The organism is Kordiimonas sp. (assembly GCF_048260245.1).
Taxonomy (GTDB): Bacteria; Pseudomonadota; Alphaproteobacteria; order Sphingomonadales; family Kordiimonadaceae; genus Kordiimonas.
Map to the genome: position 1 here is coordinate 13,520 of NZ_JBLXGZ010000001.1, position 17,327 is coordinate 30,846.

The window sequence follows — 17,327 nt, forward strand, 5'->3', positions numbered from 1 at the left end:
CTATTATTTTCTCGACGGCCATGTTTTAACCGTGTGTGGGGCGTTGTGGTGCGCTCAAGCGTTGTTTGTGTCGCCAATCATCGTCTTGAAAGCTTGCGACTGGTTCAGGCGCAAGAAGCTCGTGCCCCAAAATTATGTCTGCGGCGCGTTCGGCAACCATGATAGTTGGTGCATTCAGGTTCCCATTTGTAATGCTAGGGAAAATAGAAGAGTCGACCACGCGAAGTCCGCTCAGACCGTGCACCCGGGTTTCCGGGTCAACAACGGCCATAGCATCGCTGCCCATCTTGCAGCTACAGGATGGGTGATAGGCGCTCTCAACAGAGCTGCGCACGAAGGCGTCAATTTCCGGGTCAGTTTTAACCGTTGCGCCGGGCTGAATCTCCTCACCGCGAAAGGGATCGAATGCTGGTTGGTTGATAATTTCGCGAGTGTGCCTGACGCAGGCACGGAAGCCGGCAACATCGTCTTCGTGACTTAGATAATTGAAGCGAATAGCAGGAGGTTTGCGTGGGTCATCACAGTGGGCCTTTATATGCCCGCGACTTTTGGGTTTATTGTGGCCCACATGTACTTGGAAACCGTGGCCGCTAAAGGGGGATTTGCCGTCATAGCGAATGGCAGCCGGTAGAAAGTGATACTGCATGTCGGGATAAGGTACACCTGCGCTGGACCGGATGAAGCCACATGACTCAAAGTGATTGGTGGCCCCGAGCCCCTTTTTGCTTAACAACCACTGCGCACCTATCAGTCCCTTGTTGAACCAGTCCAGCTTGCCGTTAAGAGTAATGGGCTGCTTGCAAGTGAACTGAAAATAGAATTCGATGTGGTCTTGCAAATTTTCTCCCACCCCGGGAAGCTCGTGTTTCACTGATATCCCAGCATCACGAAGGGTGTCGGCGGGACCAATACCAGATAGTTGCAGTATGTGGGGCGACCCGATCGGGCCGGCTGACAAAATGACCTCTCGTTTCGCGACAACCTTTTCGCGCTTGCCGGAACGGTTGTACAAGGCTCCGGTGACGCGCTTTCCTTCCATTGTCAGGCTCTCAACTCTCACGCCGGTCAGCACGGTGAGGTTTGGTCGGCTCATGGCGGGCCGAAGATAGGCATTGCAAGCAGACCAGCGCACTCCGCCTTTCACGGTCATATGCATAGGGCCAAAGCCATCCTGTTGAAACCCGTTATAATCACCCGTTTCCAGATATCCTGCCTGTTTGCCTGCATCAATAAATGCACGATATAGCGGGTTTTGCATATTATTGCCGTTGTTAGTTGCCAAGGGTCCGGCGTCGCCGCGGTATGCATCACCACCAAAGGCCCAATGTTCGGCTTTTTTAAAGTAGGGCAGGCAGTGCGCATAGTCCCAGTCGTCTGCACCGAGATCTGCCCATCCATCAAAATCACTTGCGTGGCCTCTGACGTAGACCATGCCATTGATTGAGGACGAACCACCCAGCACCTTGCCTCGCGGGCAATGCATTTGCCGTCCGTCAAGTCCGGGCTCTGGCTCCGTATGAAACTGCCACGCGTATTTCTGTGTGTTCATCGGAATGGATAGCGCCGTCGGCATCTGGATAAATATACTACGGTCCGAACCACCGGCCTCAAGCAATAAAACTGAATACCTGCCGCTTGCGGTCAGGCGGTTGGCCAGGACACATCCGGCGGAGCCTGCGCCAATGATGATGAAATCAAACTCCCTTTGCATCAGAATGGGCTTTCGATTGGACGCATGCCTATGTAAACCGCTTTCAACTGGGTATAGTATTTTAGAGTTTCCATACCGTTTTCACGGCCAATGCCGGACTGTTTATAACCGCCAACAGGCATCTCTGAAGGAGAGGCACCATAAGCATTGATCCAGCAAATACCAGCTTGCATCTGGTGTGCCACCCGGTGAGCTCTGCGCAGATCACTACTGTAAATGCCTGAGGCAAGACCATAGTGTGTATCATTCGCCCGTGCGATTACCTCTTCTTCGGTATCAAACGGCAGGACTGCCATGACCGGACCGAATATCTCTTCTCGGCAGATTGTCATGCTATCGCTACAGTCGGCGAAGATGGTTGGGGCGATAAAATATCCACCTTCGCAACCCATTGGGGACATAGTACGTCCACCCGTTATCAAGCTGCCACCCTCGCGCTTGCCTTTGTCGATGTAAGAAAGTACGAGATCACGGTGTTTAGCAGAAATCAAGGCACCCATATTCGTGGAGTGGTGCATTGGATTACCAACGACTATGCCGGTTTCGGTACGTGTTTTTATGTGCTTGAGGAAGGTGTCATAGAGCCCGCGCTGCACAAAAACTCGGGTGCCATGGGTGCAGACCTCACCTTGTGTATAGAAATTTGCCAACATTGCAGCTGAGACCGCCTCGTTAACATCTGCATCGTCGAATATGATCAGGGGCGATTTGCCGCCAAGTTCCATCGTGATCTGTTTAAGGGAGTTCGCGCTGGCTGCCATGACCTCTTTGCCTGTATCAACTTCGCCGGTGAAGGATATTTTTGCGATACGGTCATTCCGCGTAAGCCAGCGACCAACCTCGGCGCCGCCATGAACCACGTTAAAAACGCCAGGTGGCAAACCAGCTTCAGTGAAGATTTCTGCCAGTTTGATCGCGCCTAGCGGCGTTTCTTCCGAGGGCTTGAAAATCATGGAGTTTCCGCATGCAAGCGCCGGAGCAGCTTTCCAGCAAGCAATCTGTAGAGGGTAGTTCCAGGCTCCAATGCCCGCGCATATGCCAAGAGGTTCGCGTCGGGTATAATAAAAATCTTCACCGATATCTTGCTGGTTTCCTTCAATTGAGGCGGCAAGACCCGCAAAAAATTCAATAGAATCCGCGCCCGTGGCAATATCGACCGTGGAGGCCTCTTGCCATGGTTTGCCGGTATCCATCACTTCAATTTGGGCCAAGTCGTCATTACGCTCACGGAGCAAAGCGACCGCCTTTAACAGAATGCGACAACGTTCCACGCCGCTCAACGCAGACCATACTTTGAAACCCTTGTGTGCAGCCAAAACAGCCGCGTCCAATACGGCCTGGCTTGCAACCTCCACACGGTAAATCTCCTCACCGGTCGCGGGAAAGACGACAGACAGGCTTTCACCTGTTCCATTGTCGATGAATTTGCCACCAACGTAATTCTTATAAAGTGTATCTGTCATCTGGCTCTTTCTCGCTAAGGTATCGATGGCATGGTATCCCAACACTAATTCCTTACAGCAACTAGTGTTGTAATGTTTAACTTGAATGACGGTTCAATAAAAAGGGTAATTTGATCAGATGTTGCCATTTTTCGGGCACTTGAATGCATTAGTGTCGCCTGCAATGATTAGGGCGAACGAAAGATAAGATAAAGGAAACTCTATGAAAATAGGTTTAGCGCTAGGCGGCGGGGCCGGGCTTGGCTGGGCCCATATTGGTGTGGTGCGCGTGCTAGAAGAGGCTGGTATCCATCCTGATGTAATTTCCGGGACCAGTATCGGCTCTATTGTGGGTGCTTGTGTTGCAGCGGACATATTGGATGAATTGGAGCAGATCGCTCGCGACGTTAAGATCCGCGACATGCTGGCGATGAGCGAGTTTGGTTTTAAGCAGGGTGGTCTCATTGGGGTGCGCAAAATCGAGAAACGATTGCGGGAACACTTTGGCGTCATGACAATTGAGGAGATGCCCAAGCCATTTGTAGCTATCGCTGCCGACCTTATTAGCGGAGAGCGTGTTGTACTTAAAAAAGGCGATGTTGCGACCGCCTTGATGGCCTCGTCTGCGGTGCCGGGGGTGCTGCCTCCCGTGGCAACGGGTCGTATGCTGTTGGCTGATGGTGGCTTGATTGACCCAATTCCGGTGTCGGCCGCACGCGAATTGGGGGCAGATATAGTCATTGCAGTAGATCTGCAGGGGGATTATGCCCAGCGGGCGGTCAAGCGCGGGTTTGAGCCAGATAATGACCGGGCAGGGCGGGCGCCAATGCGTACCGCGCGGCTTGGCATTGCGCTTCTTCTACGCTCTCTCTCGCGCGTGAGGTTGGAGGCTGACAAGCCTGATCATATTATCGCACCTGCCATTGGCCATATAGATGTGATGGATTTTCGCAAAGCTAACGAACTGATTGCTCTTGGCCGCCTAGCGACAGAGGCGGTGTTGCCGGATATACTGGCTGGCCTTGGAGCACGAGGTTATGAGGTTGCTGCGTCCTGACGGTCATACAAATTCGCACTATTTAGCAGGCCAATGACCGATTGAATGTTCAGATTATGAACCACATTCAATAGAAAATCAGAAGCGCTTGCTGGGTGCCTGGACATCAATTGGCCTTCATTCATGGGTTCCTTCGTTATTGGGCCTGGGCCCGCTTTCACCATGACGCTTGTCTGGATGTTTATCCCATACGTGATCATAAAGAAAAAGCCCGGAGGCAAACGCTTCCGGGCTTTCTTGTTATCGGTTGATTTCGCGGCCGATGACAATGCGCTGGATATCCGACGTGCCCTCGTAGATCTGGCACACGCGCACATCGCGGTAAATCTTTTCAACCGGATATTCCGCCAGATAACCATAACCACCAAGTGTCTGGATCGCGGCGGAACAAATTTTCTCAGCTGCTTCGCTGGCAAAGAGTTTCGCCATGCAGGCTTCCTTGAGGCATGGTTCGCCCGCATCTTTCATGGCTGCGGCATTCAGCACCATCAGTTCCGCCGCCTTGAGTTCGGTTGCCATATCGGCAAGGCGGAAACCCACAGCCTGATGGTCAATAATCGCCTTGCCAAAGGCTTCACGTTCCTGCGCGTAAACCAGCGCATATTCATATGCGGCGCGCGCCATACCAACGCTTTGGGCGGCAATGCCGATACGGCCAGTCTCAAGGTTCGATAGCGCCACTTTATAACCCGCGCCTTCTGCCCCCAACAGGCAGTCGGTTGGTACTTCCATGTCGACAAAGGCGATCTGGCAGGTGTCCGACGACTTCTGGCCCAGCTTGTGTTCAAGCCCTGCAACCGTATAGCCTGGCGTGTCTGTCGGGACGAGGAAGGCAGATATGCCGCGCTTGCCTGCGCTTGGGTCGGTGACAGCAAAGACAATTGCCGCACCACCGATTTTGCCCGAGGTGATGAACTGCTTGGTACCATTGAGGACCCAGCCTGAATTGGTGCGTTCAGCTTTGGTCTTGAGCATGGACGCGTCAGAGCCCGCTTGTGGTTCCGTCAGGCAAAAAGCGCCGATCATCTCACCGCGCGCGAGGGGGCGCAGGTAGTTTTCCTTCTGCGCATCGCTACCGTTGGCGAGCACAGCGGCACATACCGGAGCGTTGTTGACGCTCATCAGGGTCGAGAGACCACCATCCCCTGCTGCGATTTCCATCAACGCCAGCGCGTATGAGACATAATCAGTCTCGGCGCCGTCCCATTCTTCGGGCACTGTCATGCCCATCAGGCCCAGTTCGCCCATTTCGCGCAGGAAAGTAGCCGGGATTTCGCCGGCCTTTTCCCACTCGCGCGCATTGGGGGCAATACGGTCCTGCGCAAAGGAGCGGGCCATATCCCGCACCATGCGTTGCTCTTCTGTGAGGATCATGTCGTGCTCCGGCCTTACACAAGCTCGATGGCGACAGCGGTGGCCTCACCACCACCGATGCACAGGCTGGCCACACCGCGTTTGAGGCCACGTTTCTTGAGTGCGTTGATAAGTGTCACGCAGATGCGCGCACCGGACGCGCCAATCGGATGACCAAGGGCACAGGCGCCGCCGTTGACGTTTACCTTGTCGTGGTCAAGCGCCAGTTCGTGGATCGCGGCCATGGCAACCACGGCAAAGGCTTCGTTTACTTCAAAAAGATCAACGTCACCCACGCTCCAACCGGCTTTATCAAGCACATTCTGGATAGCTTTTACTGGTGCTGTGGTGAACCATTCTGGCGCCTGGGCGTGGTCAGCGTGGGCCCTCAGAACAGCAAGCGGCGTCAGGCCACGTTCCTTGGCTTCGCTTTGGCGCATCATCACAAGGGCTGCTGCCCCGTCAGAGATGGAGCTGGCATTCGCTGCGGTGACCGTGCCGTCCTTCTTGAAGGCGGGGCGAAGGCCGGGGATTTTGTCCAGCCGGGCTTTTGGTGGCTGTTCGTCGGTTGATACTTCCACATCGCCGCGGCGGGATTTTACCGTGACGGCCACCACTTCATCGTCAAAGGAGCCATCCTCGATCGCGCGTTGCGCGCGCTTGAGTGATTCAATGGCATAGGCGTCCTGCGCGTCGCGGGTGAACTGGTAGCGTTCGGCACATAGTTCAGCGAACACACCCATTGGTTCACCAGCATAAGCATCAGTCAGGCCGTCAAGCGCCATATGGTCAAGCACCTGTGCGTTGCCATATTTCACGCCGGTCCGGCCGCATGGCAGCAGGTGCGGTGCAAGGGACATGCTTTCCATGCCGCCTGCCACAACAACCTTACGAGACCCGGCCACAAGGCTGTCATGCGCCTGCATCATTGCCTGCATGCCAGATCCACACATTTTGTTAACCGTCACAGCGCCGGTGCCGTCGGGGATGCCAGCTTTGCGGCTGGCCTGGCGGGCAGGGGCCTGACCTTGGCCCGCGGGCAGCACACAGCCCATCACTGTTTCGTTGACGGTGTCTGCTTCGATGCCCGCGCTTTTGAGTGCCCCGCGGATCGCAATGGCGCCAAGTTCGGACGCTGGAACGGTAGACAGGTCGCCAAGCAACCCACCCATTGGCGTGCGGGCCATACCGACAATAACGATTGGATCCTGTGACATTGGGGCTCTCCTTCTGATCTTTAAGGCCGTGCGCTGTTGCCACGTGCCTGTCGAATTCTGCTTCGAAACTTGGGTCGAATTTTGATTGCCGACACTTTGCCAAAAAACAATTATTTCGCAAGTGCAAAATAAATTGATGGAATTGACTGTGCACTGCACCGTGTTTATATGAGCGGGCGACGCCAGACTGGCGGAAACAAGGGAGAGCAGGTATGACGCGGATCGGGTTTTATGTTTTCGCCGGGCTGGTGCTGGGCGCGATCATCGGCAAATGGCTGCCTTTTGTCGCCAGTCTTGAGGCACTTGCGGGTGGTATTGTCGGCGGCATTCTTGGCGTGATTGTCGACAAGGTCGCGGCGAACCGCCCTAAATAACCTGGCTATTCAGCGGCCTGGGGCGCGGTCGGTGCCTCGGGTTTTTCCGCATCATGCGCTATTTTTCCTTGCCGCGCGAGCCATTCGGCGCGGATCATATCGCTTGTCTTGCGGCTGCCGTCCGGTGTCCAGCCCGGTGGCGCCAGCAGGTACAGGGCGCGGTGTTTCCATGATCTCGCGTGCCAGATATCCCTGAAGATACCGACCCACTCGTGCGTGGCAACACGAAGCGGGTTAAAGGTGCCAAGGTCGCGCACAAGGCCATACCGGCAGGGTTCATCCTTATCTTCGGGGATGAAGGAGCCGAACATCTTGTCCCAGATAATAAACACACCAGCATAGTTGGCATCCAGATACTTGGGGTTGTTGGCATGGTGTACCCGGTGGTGGCTTGGGGTGTTCATCACGGCTTCAAACCAGCGCGGCATACGGCCGATGGCTTCGGTATGAATCCAGAACTGGTAGATCAGGTTGAGGGCCGCAACAAAAAATACGATCGCCGGTTCGATGCCCAAAAGGAACAGAGGAACCTTGAACAGGAAACCCGGGGTGAACTGGCCCGTCCACGTCTGCCTTAGTGCGGTTGTCAGGTTATAATGCTGGCTTGAGTGATGGATCACATGAGCCGCCCACATCCAGCGCATGCGGTGCCCGAAGCGATGGACCCAATAGTAGGCAAAGTCATCCAGCACGAAGGCGAGCACAAAAACCCAAACACCGGCACCAAGGTCGAAAATGCGGAAGTTTTCCCAAATCCAGTAACTGAGCACAAAAAAGAGGCCTGCCGTCAACGCACCGGAGACGGTGCTGCCAAGCCCCATGGTCAAGGAGGTGAGGGCGTCCTTGCCTTCAAATTTCGCACGTCCCGTGCGCCAGCCGTAGATCATCTCCACCAGTACAAAAAGCACAAAAGCAGGCACTGCCAGTTCTGTGGGTTTGGCAAGTTCAAGCGGCATGGTGCATATCCTTTGTCGGCCCAGACGTGGCGACGGTGTTTACAAGGTCCTGCACCTTGGGCAACACCTCGATGCCGTACGCCAGTTTGATGGCGGGTTGGGTATAATCATCGAAGTGGATGACAAGCTTGCCATGGCTGATATCGGCGCGCTTAATATCCTGGCCCGTAATCACACGGCAAACCACACGGTCGCCCAGTTGCACGGTTAGCCCCAGCGCGTTGGCTGGCGCCTGAAGCTGAATGAGGGCGGCTTTGCCGTCTTCGGTCAGATATATCTCGCTGATTTTTGCGTCGGGTTCATACCGCTGCAGGTTCCGCGTGACTTTGCCGTCATCAAGCGGCGCTTTCACGGGGAACATGCGCATGGCGATAAAAGCCAACAGTAAAATGGCAGCAAGCGAGCCTAAAATCTGTACTGGATCCATAATAATCTTCCCTTATGCATTATAGAGGCGCGTATTTACTGGACCGTCAAGTCTTGAATGTAACAGAAGCGAATAATGTCGTCTTAATCTTGTCATGCTGCGCGCCTAGTTTTATATTTTCAGGGATTGTGAAAAAGAGGAATAGCCTGTGCGTTTGAAAATGTTTTTCAGTTGGCTGATGCTGGCAGCGTCAGGAGGACAAGCTATGGCAGAAAATACCGCACATAAGGATGAGGGTGTAATTGTGATTGCCCACCGGGGCGCGAGTGGTTATCGACCTGAGCATACACTCCTTTCTTATAAGCTAGGGCTAGAGCAGGGCGCAGATTACATAGAGCCGGATCTCGTCATGACAAAAGACGGGCACCTGATTGCCAGGCATGATATTTATCTTTCTCAAACAACAGATGTTGCAGAGCATCCTGAATTTGCTTCCAAACGACGCAAGGTGCGAGGGAGAGAAGATTGGTACGTTTTTGATTTTACCTTGGCGGAAATCAAAACGTTACGGGCTGTACAACCAAGGCATGGGCGAGGCCAAGCCTATGATGGTTTGGAGAGCATTCCGACGTTTGATGAAATTATCGCAATGATGAAAGCTGCTCGTTCGAGGGGGCATTCTGCTGGACTTTATGTTGAGATAAAGCGGCCCGAGCTTTTTATAAGGCAAGGACTTGACCCCACCGCTTCGCTATTAAAAGGTTTTGCGGAAATAATAGAGGCAGGCATACCACTTTATTTTCAATGCTTTAATGCTGAATACCTCATCAGCTTGCGTGGCCGGACTGATGCTGAACTTATATGGCTGATCGAGGGAAAAAAAGACGCGATCACCAAACTATACAAGTTGGCAGCGCCTTTGCAGCTCTATGCTGAACATGTTGATGGTATAGGAATTAATAAGGCGCTGCTCCTGGGGCCGAAAGGCAAACCCTCAGGTATAGTAAAGGATGCGCATAACCTTGGCTTAAAGGTTCACATATGGACGGTACGTAACGATCAGGTACCAGGCAAGATCAAAACTGTTGACGAAGAGCTTAAGTTCCTTTTTTCTCAGGGTGTTGATGGAGTGTTTACGGACTTCCCGGATACCGCCATTCAGGCTCGCCGGAGTTTTAACCTACTAAGTGCCGGCCCCAAAGAGATGGAATAAAAACGATGGCTGACTTTGCAAAAGGAATACTGACTGCGATCGCTGCTGTCGTTGTGATAAGGCTTGGTGGGGAAGTCTTGTTCAACGCTGTAGGCCTGTGAGCGGATATTCTTCAGCAACTCACATAAGCGAAAAACCTGCATAGATCAGTACGGTATGAATATTGAGTTGCTATATTGCCTCAAGCCTCAGGACTGAAGCGCGCCTAGCCTAGCCTAGCCTATAGTAGGTCCTTGCCAAAGGGAAATGGCCGTTCATCACTTGAAAAGCTAACGTATAATGCGACTTGGTTAAGATAGTGGCCAATGGACAAAATAGTCCGAGAGATAACGTTGTTTCCTTTGCCAGTGACGAGATACACTAGGAACTGAATAATCGTTAAACCCGCGCCCAGCACAACCGCCAACCATGATGCAAACATGTAAAATAGCGTAAATGCGGCCCGTGCCAAAACGTCTCCCCAGTCTTTTGATTTCAGTTCTGAGGCGATTCGATCCGCTGAGTAGGGGTCCTCCCGATTTTCCCCACTGCCGGGTTGATATTCATCATGATGATGCGTTTGAGCGGTTGCCGATGAGGCGGTTTCGCGGGGTTGAGGTTTCGCGCTTTCTAGTGTGTCTTCATGCTGGGTGGCGCTGGATGGGGTTGCCACCATGCTCTCGCCTGTACGGGCTGATGGCGAGGTTTTTGGCGCCGAGCTCTTCGCCTTGGCCGCTTTGATCGCTGGTCTGCTGACAGCTGATTGTCCGCCGCCGACGGAAGAAGCTTTCGAGCTGCGCGCAGGCTTTCTGGTTGCCGCTTTACTAGCTGTTTTTTTGGTATCGATTTTTTTTGTTGCAGGCGTCTTTGCCGTAGTTTTCTTACGCGACACCTTTGGTGTGGCATCGGTGTTGTTCGCTTTACTGCCAGTTTCCTCGGTCATTGTTCACCTGTCTTATATAACGAAACGCTATAATAGCATGTGGTGAATTGAAGCAAAGACTTCAAGGTCAGCTAGAGGCCAAATCTATTTGAGACCAAGGAAGATGACCTCGAACAAACTCAGTTGCTTGAGATCCATCGACAGGCTTTGAGAAATAGAAACCTTGTCCGAAGCCAAACTCCAACGTCCTTAGCATGTCGATATGCTCAAGGTCCTCAAGGCCTTCGGCCACAACTTCATAGCCAAGGCTGCTGGCGAGCATACCAATCATACGCAGTATTTTGTATGGTGCATTGCCTCTTTCCAATTGGTTGATGAAGCTACGATCGATTTTTATTACGTCGATAGGAAATTGGTGCAGGTAGTTCAGGGAGGAATAACCTGTACCAAAGTCGTCGAGCGCTACCTTGACACCCAGCCTACGAATACGGTGCAGGGATTCAGAAATACGCATGGGGTTTGCCATGATCGCACTTTCTGTCAGTTCGATACGCAGAAACCGGCCATCTATTCCACTTTCCTTGAGTGCTTCTTCTACTACGGCGGCGACATTATCACGGGCAAACTGAATGCCGGACACATTGACGTTCACCGGAACGGCTTTGTCAGTCCCCACTTCATCTACCCAATTTTTAATTTGCATACAGGCGGCCTTAATCGCCCAACGTCCCAAATTGACGATTACCCCGGTTTCCTCCGCAAGCGGGATAAATTCTACAGGAGATACAAAGCCGCGGTCCTTGTGAACCCACCGCGTTAAGCCTTCAAAACCATGAAGCTTCGAGGACCCAAGGTCGATGATGGGCTGGTAATAAAGATCCAGTTCGTTTCGTTCAACTGCACGACGCAACTCCGTTTCCAGATGAAACTGAGAGCGTGCGCGTTGATGTGAATCCCGGTGATAAATTTCTGTTCTCGCTTTGCCGGCTCCCTTTGCTCTGTGCATGGCAAAATCTGCGTCCCTGATGAGGTCTTCTGGGTGCGTAGAGCTGGAGAGTGTTGTTGCAACTCCAATGGACACAGAAGTGAAAACCTCATTTCCATCGAGATCATAGGGTTGTTGCATTGCTGCGTGAACGCGATGCGAAATCATCTCAACTTCATTCACATCCTTGAAACGTGAAACAAGTATTGCGAATTCATCCCCTGACAGACGGGCAAGAGTGTCGGAGCTTCTGATGCATCGCCGAAGTGTAGACGCCATGGAAATCAGAAAACGATCACCAGCGCTGTGACCAAAGCTCTCGTTGATCTGTTGAAACCTGTCAATATTGATGATCAACACGGCACAGCCGGTGTTATGGCTTTCTCGTTGGCAATCTGAAACGGCGTCTTCAAGCTTGTTGCGGAACAGAACGCGGTTGGGCTGACCCGTAAGCGCATCATGAAAAGCGTGGTGAAGCAAGTTCCGCTCCGCCAGTTTTTCCGCTGTCTGATCCTCTATGGTGCAGATAACTTGATAAGCATTACCCTCGTGATCCAGCAAGGGCATCAACTGCGATGTCAGAAAGCGCTCAATGCCTTCTCCGCGGATGCTCCATTCGAAGCTGCTGTCACGCAATGTGCGGAAAACATCTGAAATTTGTCCGGCGAGTACATGGCTGTCGGCCGAATTCCAGACGGTGTCCAGCGGGCAGGGTAGGACCGTGGTGTCCTCAAGAGCAAAAACATCACGCGCAAACTCATTCGCGAACAAAGCTTCAAGAACATTTGTCTTGTTGATTTTGCAAACCAGCACACCCACAGGAAGACGGTCGACCACGGCGGTAGTGTTAACGATGTTGGTGCCTCTCGCAGCTCCGTCCATTGTATCGTCAATCGGCGATACCCTGTTGATTTGTGTGTTTGACACGGTTGGCCGCCCCGGTTGTCTTGGTTGATGGGTATAGCTATTTGTTTGTTCAGAAACCCACAGTCACAGATATCATTTCATCACTGCAACGTAAAAATTTAGTAAAGGATAATCAGTTGACGAAAAAAAAAACAATAAAATCAATACAACTAATTATAAACGTGTCAATTCGGGACAAAAAAAGGGGAAGGCAGGACCTTCCCCGAGATAGCCACCCACTGGGACGGGTTAGTGGGTGGGTAAAACCTGTAAAGCATCAGCTACAGCCGCTGGTACCTCCGCACGTGTCACATTTAAGGCAGGTACCGTTACGAACCAGAGTGAAATTGCCACACTCGCCGCACGCATCTCCTTCGTAACCTTTCATACGTGCTGCGATGCGCGCGTCGGGAGTTGCATCAGTCGCGCCGTTAGTCATCGCCGATCCTAGGGACGTGTATGCTGTGCCACCATCGGTTCCTGTGCCGAGCGAAACTGTTTCCAGTTCCGTTTCATCCCGTTGAGTTTTGCTTTTGAGCACCACGAGATTGCTACCACGCACGTAACCGGATGATGCAAATTTTTGTACACGTTCAAGTGCTTCCGTCACTTCATCATCAAGCTGTGGTAGACCGTCTCGAGCGTCACCGCGTCCCGTAGTGTCTGGGGCAAAGTCGGCAGGTGTCGCATGCGCAAGGTCATCGCGCCCAAGATAGGAAATCGCCAGTTCCCTGAAGATATAGTCAAGTAGCGACGTGGCCATTTTGATGGTTTCATTACCTTCGACACGGCCAAATGGTTCGAAACGGGTGAAGGTGAATGCATCTACAAACTCTTCAAGTGGTACGCCGTACTGTAGGCCAATCGATATGGCGATGGCAAAATTGTTCATGAGCGATCGGAATGCGGCGCCTTCTTTATGCATGTCGATGAAAATCTCGCCAACCGAGCCATCATCATATTCCCCGGTTCTCAGATACACTTTGTGTCCACCGACAATGGCCTTTTGCGTATACCCTTTGCGCCGCTCGGGCAGTCGCTTGCGACTGGCGGCACCTTGCCGCTCCACCTCCACTATCCGCTCGATAATTCGCTCAGCAACCAACTCTGCCTTTTCGGGTATTGACCTATCCTCCAATTCCTCTTCAAGGTCGGAATCATCCAGAAGCGAAGCACTCAGTGGTTGGCTTAGTTTGGAACCATCTCGGTAAAGGGCATTCGCTTTCAGGGCTAGTGACCAACTTAATTCGTATGCCGCCATGCAATCGTCAACGTCGGCGCTGTTGGGCATATTGATGGTCTTCGAAATTGCACCCGAAATAAACGGCTGTGCCGCTGCCATCATGTGAATGTGGCTTTGCCAGGACAGGAAGCGTTTACCAATCTTGCCACAGGCGTTGGCGCAGTCGAATACCGAATAATGTTCAACAAGCAGGTGAGGCGCACCTTCAAGCGTCATGGAGCCGCAACAATACAAGTTTGCGTCGTTGATCTCGCCTTTTGCGAAGCCGACAGCCGCGAGGAGGTCGAAGTTAAAATCGGCCAGGTCCTCGTCATCGATTCCCAGTTTATCACGGCAGAAATCTGTCCCAAGTGTCCATTGGTTAAAGACGAACTTTATATCAAAAGCGTTTTTGAGTTGTTCCTCAACCAAGTCAAGCTCGCGGTCGGTAAAGCCTCTGGCACGCAGGGTGTCATGATTGACAGCAGGCGCCCCCTTCAGGGTGCCACGTCCAACTGCATAACGAGAAATGTCCTCAATCTGTTGTGAGTTATACCCCAGCCCCTCAAGGGCTTGCGGTACAATACGGTTGATGATTTTAAAATAGCCTCCACCAGCGAGTTTTTTGAACTTGACCAGTGCAAAATCTGGCTCGATTCCTGTTGTATCGCAGTCCATCACAAGGCCGATTGTGCCGGTGGGAGCAATTACAGATGTCTGGGCATTTCTGAAGCCGTGTTCCCCGCCAATTTCAAGAGCACGGTCCCACGCTTCCGCCGCCGCGATGGCAATCGCCTTGTCTGGGCAGCCTTCGATATCCAGTGGAACGGGGTTGGTATTAAGCTTCTCGTAACCTTCCTCTTGCCCATAAGCGGCACGGCGGTGATTGCGGATAACCCTAAGCATATGCTCGGCATTTTTTTTATAGCCCGGAAAAGCACCCAATTCGGACGCCATTTCAGCGGAGGTTGCATAGCTCTCTCCGGTCATCAGCGCGGAGATGGCGCCACATAGAGCACGCCCGGCATCGCTATCGTAACCAAGGCCCAAGCTCATGAGAAGGCCCCCTATGTTGGCAAACCCGAGGCCCAATGTACGATATTCATATGAAAGTTTGGCAATCTCTTTGGATGGGAACTGGGCCATCAGAACCGAGATTTCCAAGACCATTGTCCACAAGCGGACGGCATGACGGAAGGAATCAACTTTGAAGCTGCCGTCACTCGCTCGGAAAGTCATCAAATTAAGGGAAGCAAGGTTACATGCAGTATCGTCCAGAAACATATATTCTGAACAGGGGTTGGATGCTCGGATATCGCCGCTGGCTGGACAGGTATGCCAGTCGTTGATTGTTGTGTGGAACTGAATGCCGGGATCGGCGCATGCCCATGCCGCATGACCGACGTCACGCCAAAGCTCCGCAGCCTGGACGGTTTTGACGACGGTACCGTCGGTGCGGCTGGTTAAGGTCCATTCCTTACCCATTTTGACCGACTGCATAAAGTCATCACTTACACGAATCGAGTTATTTGAGTTTTGGCCGGAGACCGTCAGATAGGCATCGGAATCCCAGTCGGTGTTGTAAGTCTTAAACTCGATAGAGGTATAACCCTGTTTGGCGAATTGGATGACACGCTGAACGTAATTTTCTGGAATCATTACCTTGCGGGCAGCGATGATCTCTTTCCTGAGTTCCTTGTTCTCCTTGGGATTAAAGGCATTATCTCCTAGGTCCGCTTTGCTCGTGTGGCACGCTTTGATAATGCTGTTGAGGTGAATTTCGTTAAGCTTAGAACCAGAGACCAGCGCTGCAACTTTTTGTTCCTCAACAACTTTCCAGGATACGAACTCCTCAATGTCAGGATGGTCGATATCCACCACTACCATTTTCGCTGCCCGACGCGTGGTGCCCCCGGATTTAATGGCGCCAGCTGCGCGGTCTCCAATCTTGAGAAAACTCATCAGGCCGGATGATTTGCCTCCGCCGGAAAGCGCTTCCCCGTTACCCCGAATGTTTGAGAAATTAGACCCGGTACCTGATCCGTACTTGAACAAGCGGGCCTCACGGGTCCACAGGTCCATGATTCCGCCTTCATTGACCAGATCATCTGATACACCCTGAATAAAACAAGCATGGGGCTGCGGATGCTCGTAAGCGCTTTTGGATTTCACGAGTTTGCCGGTTTTATAGTCCACATAATGGTGGCCCTGAGCGGGCCCATCTATACCATAAGCCCAATGAAGGCCCGTATTGAACCATTGAGGGCTATTTGGTGCCGCCATTTGATTTGCAAGCATAAAGCGCATCTCGTCAAAGAAGGCGCGCGCGTCGTTTTCCCCCTCGAAATAGCCACCTTTCCAGCCCCAGTATGTCCAGGTGCCGGCAAGACGGTCAAACACCTGTTTCGCGCTGGTCTCTGCGCCATAACGCTCCTGCTTGGGCAGCGCGGTCAGCGCCTTTTCATCGGCGGTTTTACGCCAAAGCCATCTTGGCACATCATTTTCCTCGATGGCCTTTAGCTTCTTGGGAACCCCTGCTTTCCGGAAGTATTTTTGCGCAATGATATCGGTCGCGACCTGGCTCCAACTCGTGGGGACCTCCACGCTGTCCATATGGAAAACGATAGACCCATCCGGGTTCCTGATTTCGCTTACAGCAGTACGCCACTCTTGGCTTGAGTACGGACAGGTGGCATCCTTGGTAAACTGGCGTTCGATGCGCATGTGTTCATTTCCCCCAGGGTAATTCGAACTGTAAAAGTGTTTCTCAACCAAATTTCAGACATGCCGAAAGCGGCTCATGCATGCAGACGCGAACCGGGATAGCCGGTTTTTACCTTTTCATTATGCTGTGCCGCTGCCTGCTGCCCACTATATGTTGTGGATCAGTCTTTGTTGGGCACAAGCTTAGGGGCGATGGCGGTCTCGCTACAAGCGTATTTTTATAGATATTGTGATTGACAGAGTACCGGTCATGAGCGTGTGATTACCGACTCATTGCATAGTCCTGAGTCGGCCTTTTGCCTTAGTTTTTCCATAAACTAATCTTAAAAATATTGATGTTGTGAAGAAGAGCACATTCCAGCGCCGAATCGGCTTACGCTATCTTACCTGTAAGATATAACGAGTATTAAATGTTGCACCGTCAAGCTTGCTGCTTTTCCTCGCGCGTCAAACGTGTTACATGAGCCGAAATTGACTGAGTAAGTATGGAAATTCGCTATGGCTGGTTTGGTTTCGAAACTGTTCTCCTCTCCCATCTTTACATGGTGGAATAGCGCTACATTTGGCACGTTGCTGTATACGCGCCGAAAGGGCGTGAAAGTTGGCGAGGATGAACTGGGTAATATCTATTTTCAGGAAAAAAATGGCCGCAAGCGCTGGGTTATATACAAGAATGGTCCAGTTGAGGCGACCCGTGTATCTGCTGACTGGCATGGTTGGTTGCATTATACGATGAAAAACCCGCCCAGTGAAACACCGCTTGTTAAAAAGCCGTGGGAAAAAGAGCATCAGCCAAACAAAACGGGCTCCGCTGAAGCCTATTTTCCCCAGGGTGCTCTTGGCGCTGCGGGTAACCGCGCCGCGACCACGTCTGATTATGAGCCATGGCGCCCATAAAGACGTCGGTTTCTATTTTTCAGGCGGATAACGGGTATGAA

The 17,327-nt window shown here is 52.3% G+C and carries 13 protein-coding genes; 4 read left to right on the forward strand and 9 right to left on the reverse strand.

Going from position 1 to position 17,327, the window contains the following annotated elements; translation table 11 throughout:
• Positions 1–25: 25 nt before the first annotated feature.
• Positions 26–1,711 carry a choline dehydrogenase gene (betA, locus tag ACN0VM_RS00060; RefSeq protein WP_417448790.1) on the reverse strand — a complete coding sequence of 562 codons (1,686 nt, stop codon included), beginning with the start codon at positions 1,709–1,711 and terminating at the stop codon, positions 26–28.
• Positions 1,711–3,174, reverse strand: coding sequence for a betaine-aldehyde dehydrogenase (betB, locus tag ACN0VM_RS00065; protein WP_417448791.1), 1,464 nt, complete (start codon positions 3,172–3,174; stop codon positions 1,711–1,713). The genes betA and betB overlap by 1 nt, the downstream gene beginning before the upstream one ends.
• Positions 3,175–3,376: 202 nt before the next feature.
• On the opposite strand from betB, the gene ACN0VM_RS00070 reads away from it, so the two are divergent.
• Complete coding sequence (locus ACN0VM_RS00070; RefSeq protein ID WP_417448792.1) at positions 3,377–4,210, forward strand: patatin-like phospholipase family protein; 834 nt, start codon at positions 3,377–3,379, stop codon at positions 4,208–4,210.
• A gap of 240 nt (positions 4,211–4,450) precedes the next feature.
• Here the strand turns inward: ACN0VM_RS00070 and ACN0VM_RS00075 are convergent, their stop codons facing one another.
• Complete coding sequence (locus ACN0VM_RS00075; RefSeq protein ID WP_417448793.1) at positions 4,451–5,584, reverse strand: acyl-CoA dehydrogenase family protein; 1,134 nt, start codon at positions 5,582–5,584, stop codon at positions 4,451–4,453.
• A gap of 14 nt (positions 5,585–5,598) precedes the next feature.
• The gene (locus tag ACN0VM_RS00080; RefSeq protein WP_417448794.1) at positions 5,599–6,780 is read right to left on the reverse strand and encodes an acetyl-CoA C-acyltransferase; all 1,182 of its coding nucleotides are present in this window, start codon (positions 6,778–6,780) and stop codon (positions 5,599–5,601) included.
• A 212-nt stretch (positions 6,781–6,992) separates the two neighbouring features.
• Between ACN0VM_RS00080 and ACN0VM_RS00085 the strand changes: the two genes are divergently transcribed.
• Positions 6,993–7,154, forward strand: a complete 162-nt coding sequence (locus ACN0VM_RS00085) for a hypothetical protein (protein ID WP_417448795.1) — start codon at positions 6,993–6,995, stop codon at positions 7,152–7,154.
• Between the two features lie 5 nt (positions 7,155–7,159).
• Here the strand turns inward: ACN0VM_RS00085 and ACN0VM_RS00090 are convergent, their stop codons facing one another.
• Positions 7,160–8,110: a sterol desaturase family protein gene (locus ACN0VM_RS00090; RefSeq protein WP_417448796.1), complete on the reverse strand. Its 951-nt coding sequence runs from the start codon at positions 8,108–8,110 to the stop codon at positions 7,160–7,162.
• A complete protein-coding gene (locus ACN0VM_RS00095; protein WP_417448797.1) occupies positions 8,100–8,537 on the reverse strand; it encodes a hypothetical protein in 438 nt (145 codons plus the stop codon). The genes ACN0VM_RS00090 and ACN0VM_RS00095 overlap by 11 nt, the downstream gene beginning before the upstream one ends.
• A gap of 148 nt (positions 8,538–8,685) precedes the next feature.
• On the opposite strand from ACN0VM_RS00095, the gene ACN0VM_RS00100 reads away from it, so the two are divergent.
• Positions 8,686–9,690, forward strand: a complete 1,005-nt coding sequence (locus ACN0VM_RS00100; RefSeq protein ID WP_417448798.1) for a glycerophosphodiester phosphodiesterase family protein — start codon at positions 8,686–8,688, stop codon at positions 9,688–9,690.
• A 220-nt stretch (positions 9,691–9,910) separates the two neighbouring features.
• On the opposite strand, the gene ACN0VM_RS00105 is transcribed toward ACN0VM_RS00100, so the two are convergent.
• The 3 genes from ACN0VM_RS00105 to ACN0VM_RS00115 form a co-directional block, all read right to left on the reverse strand.
• Positions 9,911–10,612 carry a DUF4389 domain-containing protein gene (locus tag ACN0VM_RS00105; RefSeq protein WP_417448799.1) on the reverse strand — a complete coding sequence of 234 codons (702 nt, stop codon included), beginning with the start codon at positions 10,610–10,612 and terminating at the stop codon, positions 9,911–9,913.
• Between the two features lie 67 nt (positions 10,613–10,679).
• Complete coding sequence (locus ACN0VM_RS00110) at positions 10,680–12,464, reverse strand: putative bifunctional diguanylate cyclase/phosphodiesterase (protein ID WP_417448800.1); 1,785 nt, start codon at positions 12,462–12,464, stop codon at positions 10,680–10,682.
• A 256-nt stretch (positions 12,465–12,720) separates the two neighbouring features.
• Positions 12,721–16,389 (reverse strand): vitamin B12-dependent ribonucleotide reductase, encoded by a 3,669-nt coding sequence (locus ACN0VM_RS00115; RefSeq protein ID WP_417448801.1) that lies wholly within the window; start codon positions 16,387–16,389, stop codon positions 12,721–12,723.
• 498 nt (positions 16,390–16,887) lie between these two features.
• Between ACN0VM_RS00115 and ACN0VM_RS00120 the strand changes: the two genes are divergently transcribed.
• The gene (locus ACN0VM_RS00120) at positions 16,888–17,286 is read left to right on the forward strand and encodes an NADH:ubiquinone oxidoreductase subunit NDUFA12 (protein ID WP_417448802.1); all 399 of its coding nucleotides are present in this window, start codon (positions 16,888–16,890) and stop codon (positions 17,284–17,286) included.
• The last annotated feature ends 41 nt before the right edge of the window (positions 17,287–17,327 follow it).